This is a genomic window from Kitasatospora sp. NPDC054939, assembly GCF_053610105.1.
The window spans coordinates 1-3,718 of sequence record NZ_JBSGXP010000278.1; the positions used below are offsets into that span (position 1 = coordinate 1).

A 3,718-nucleotide genomic window follows, 5' to 3' on the forward strand; every position below is an offset into this window, starting at 1 on the left:
GTACGATTCTTGCCGCTAAATTCACTGATTTTCCTTGACAATCCCACATTTCTGTGCTAATTAACATGAACCACGGGAACTGTCAATAAATAAAATATCCTCCCGGAAAAGGGAGGACTATTCTTTAGGCGATATATTAAAGTGTTTTAAATATACAAGAATTTCGTAAACATCCATATTGTTGTACTTCTTATCTATCCAATCCTTTAAAAAGTGTTCAATATGCTTGTATTTCGTATCTAATTTCATATTAATAATATCTAATATTTCTAGATTTGGCATAAATTATTCATCTCCTTTAATGGAGAGAGTATATACACACTTATTTTAGTTTGTCAATAATAACCTGTTATAAACATTTATACTCAGTGCGAACATAAGAGATAGGACATTTCTATCCCTGATACCCAGTTATTTCATATATAATAGGACTTTACATTCAGGAACATGTGTTCTATTATTGGTACAGAAATATTTTCTTCTCCTACCAATATGTCGCATAATGTCGAATCCTTCCTGAAAAAATTCTGAAGAAATTTGTAAAAAGGGGTAGACATGATATATCCCTTGATGGTAAGATAAGGTCATCAAAGGGAACATAAAGGAATCTGAAGCCCTTTAAAGGAAGTGATACATATGTAGAGGGAGGTACGCTTTTTGTCTAGTGAAGAGGTTTTAACAGTTAAACAGGTAGCCGAGATATTAAAAATATCTGAAAAAACGGCTCGCAAAATGCTGAACAACGGAGAAATTAAAGGTTTCAAAGTCGGTCGAGAATGGCGCGTGTCAGCTGAAAAATTCAATGAATACTTAAAACAAAATTAATTCTTTGGGGGAATTTTAAAATGACAAACACTATTAAAAACACTGAAAACACTACTGACGTATTGGCAACTGAGGACATTGCAACAGCATCACCAAGTATTTTTGAACAAGGTACACAACAAATGTTTTCAACTATCCAGGCAACGGACAGAAAGAGCAGCATCAAACTTTACAACGCGGTAAGCAACGCTGAACACTCTCTATCAGACCATATCGGAGAAGTAATTGAAATTACAGACATGGTCGCCCATGCGGTTGAATTAGAGGATGAAGTCACGAAAGAGACAATTCAGGCAATGCGCGTTGTTCTTTTAACAGCAGACGGACAAGGCTATCACAGTGTATCTCAGGGCGTAGCAAGCTCCCTACAACGTATCATTGGGATTGTAGGGCAAGGTCCTTGGACGGACGAGCCATTAAAAGTTGTTCCAAAAGAAGTTAAAACCCGCCGCGGCTTTAAAACATTGACACTTGCGCTTGTGGACTAATTAAATAGTCGCTCCGATCGGGGCGGCTTTTCTTATATTAAATTACTATATACGGAGGTTGCTAGACTTGGATAAAAACGTAATGATTTTCGACAACGGAGAACGCCGCACAGAGATTAAAGAGGATAGAGTGGAGAATATGTATTGTTTCGCTCAAAAGCTTGATGACGATACACAACAGATTATTAGTTTCACTCGTTCAGAAATGCTTGCAATAGTCTCCTATTTTCATGCTGAAGCACAAGACGAACTGTCACGCGGTTCTGTTCGCTATATTCCGACACAAAAAGCAGAAGCCATTTAAATATTAAATTGACAGGGAAATTCGTTTCCCTGTGACTTTTGTGTTTAAAGGGGGTGTCACTGATTGGGAAGAAAAAGCGGCTGAAGAAGAAACAGCAGAAAAAACAAAATATAGCTGCCTTGAAAAAAGTCGGAATTACTGACAAAAAGGTTATAAAGGAATTAAAAAATAAACCTGCCACAGTAAATAAAATTGTTAAGAAAAAGAGTCGTAGTTTAATTGCAAATGAACGATCTGAATTAATTAAACGGTTAGGATTTAAAGTCTCCGAACATTCCGCAAAAAGGTATTGGAGCGAATCACGATTTAATGAATGGTATAACAAAGAATTAAATAAGCGGGCGAAGGCTGAAGAAAGAAAAAGAAAAGCGGCTGAAAGAAAAGCCCGACAAGCTACTGAACCCTATTTAATGATTTACTGGAAAGAAAAAACCGACACAATGATGGATGCAAATGTGATAGAGGACTTAAAACGGTCTTACAGACATGTGAGCGTTGATTATCTTATCGAATCTATAAGAGGTTTTTTAGGTGCTAAACTTCCCGCTGAAATAGGAACAATAAGTATGCATGTTGTCCCCAATAATAAAAGGAAACAGCATAAAGCATTTATGAGAAATTTTGATTCTCTTAGACTGGCTGATATGAATTCATGGATTTTGCTATATGAAGGAAAAGCCGATTTAAGGAGATATAAAGATTTATTAATTGCAATAAATGCAGGCATGAGGGTTTTATATGACAATGAAGAAAAGGCTCAATTTATTGGGGATTTAATTCAGAAATATCTCCCGCAAGTAAATATCAAAACGGCGAAACGTTTAGCGAAGGATTTACGATGGAGAGGTGGATTTTAAATGAGTAAGGAAAAAGAGAATAAAGAAAAAAGCGCAAGTAAACCCGTTAAGATACTTACGCTTGATACTGAGACGCGAGGACTTTTTGGGGAAGTCTTCCGCGTCGGATTATATGACGGTAGTAGATACCGTGCGACAAACACTTTTAAAAACCTGAAAACGGTTCTCTCACAGTATACCACAAAATACGATTGTCATGTATTTATTCATAATCTAGATTTCGACATTTCAAAAATCGCAAAGGACATTTTACCTGAAGCGGATTTAAAAAATTCGATTTTTATTAATAATGTCGTTACGGTATTTAAAACAGGTCTTAATGAATCCCAAATAACTGAAGAAAATGAAATTATTTCGCAACCTATTACATTTCATGATTCCAGCAAGCTTGTAATGGGTTCATTAAAAAAGATATGTGAGGATTTTAATATTTCGCAAGAAAAAGCAAAAATAGATTTAAAAGACCATATTTTGAAATTGGGATGGGCGCTTGACGCTGACGGAAACCCCACAAATGACCCGGGTAAATATGATGACCGGGAATCCCAAGGGAATTATTTTATGAAGGTCGATCCGTATGAACCTGAATTAAATGAATATTTACGGTTGGACTGTGTGGCATTATATGAAATTGTTACAATGCTTATTGAAATATCCGGCTTGCCGATTCATGAATTTTTAAAATGTCCTACTACCGCAAGTCTTGCAATGAAAGTATATCAAATGAATTATCCTGAAGATTATGAAAAGGCTATTTCCACGAATTACGGTTATAGCAAATGGGGCGAGTTTACAGAGGATTTTATACGCAAGGCATATTATGGTGGACGTACAGAAGTATTTCAAAGTGAATTAAATGGCGGCTTTCATTATGATGTAAATTCATTATATCCGTACGTTATGAAAGTGAACCCAATACCTATAGGGAAACCGCGTCACCATAAAGGAGACAAAGCCCGAAACGTATTTAAATATTGGTACAGCTATAGACAGGGCGGCGGTTTTTTAGAATGTGATATTCACATACCGACTACTTTACATATACCGCCTCTACCTCACAGAATGTACAAAAAATTATGTTTCCCGGTCGGTAACCTTTCAGGGATATGGACGTTTGAAGAAATTGAATTGGCGTTAGAAATGGGTGCTAAAATAAAAGAAATTCATCAATGTATTTATTTTGAAAAGACCGATTATATATTTAAAGATTTTGTCTCCTATTTTGAAGAGATTAAAAATACAAG

At 35.8% G+C, this 3,718-nt stretch carries 5 protein-coding genes; all 5 read left to right on the forward strand.

Annotation, left to right across the window (positions count from 1 at the left end; all coding sequences use genetic code 11):
* Positions 1 to 657 precede the first annotated feature (657 nt).
* Positions 658 to 825 carry a helix-turn-helix domain-containing protein gene (locus ACWGB8_RS38135; protein WP_326194937.1) on the forward strand — a complete coding sequence of 56 codons (168 nt, stop codon included), beginning with the start codon at positions 658 to 660 and terminating at the stop codon, positions 823 to 825.
* Positions 826 to 845: 20 nt separating this feature from the next.
* Positions 846 to 1,313, forward strand: a complete 468-nt coding sequence (locus ACWGB8_RS38140; RefSeq protein ID WP_326194938.1) for a hypothetical protein — start codon at positions 846 to 848, stop codon at positions 1,311 to 1,313.
* 82 nt (positions 1,314 to 1,395) lie between these two features.
* Positions 1,396 to 1,617: a hypothetical protein gene (locus ACWGB8_RS38145; protein ID WP_376642817.1), complete on the forward strand. Its 222-nt coding sequence runs from the start codon at positions 1,396 to 1,398 to the stop codon at positions 1,615 to 1,617.
* A gap of 53 nt (positions 1,618 to 1,670) precedes the next feature.
* A complete protein-coding gene (locus ACWGB8_RS38150) occupies positions 1,671 to 2,474 on the forward strand; it encodes a hypothetical protein (protein ID WP_376912104.1) in 804 nt (267 codons plus the stop codon).
* On the forward strand, positions 2,475 to 3,718 hold a 1,244-nt coding region (locus ACWGB8_RS38155; protein WP_452218246.1), incomplete at its 3' end, for a DNA polymerase.

What these genes read in the sequence shown, in the direction of transcription:
- ACWGB8_RS38140 (WP_326194938.1), top strand. Translation starts at nt 846, where the DNA reads ATGACAAACACTATTAAAAACACTGAAAACACTACTGACGTATTGGCA.
- ACWGB8_RS38145 (WP_376642817.1), top strand. Translation starts at nt 1,396, where the DNA reads ATGATTTTCGACAACGGAGAACGCCGCACAGAGATTAAAGAGGATAGA.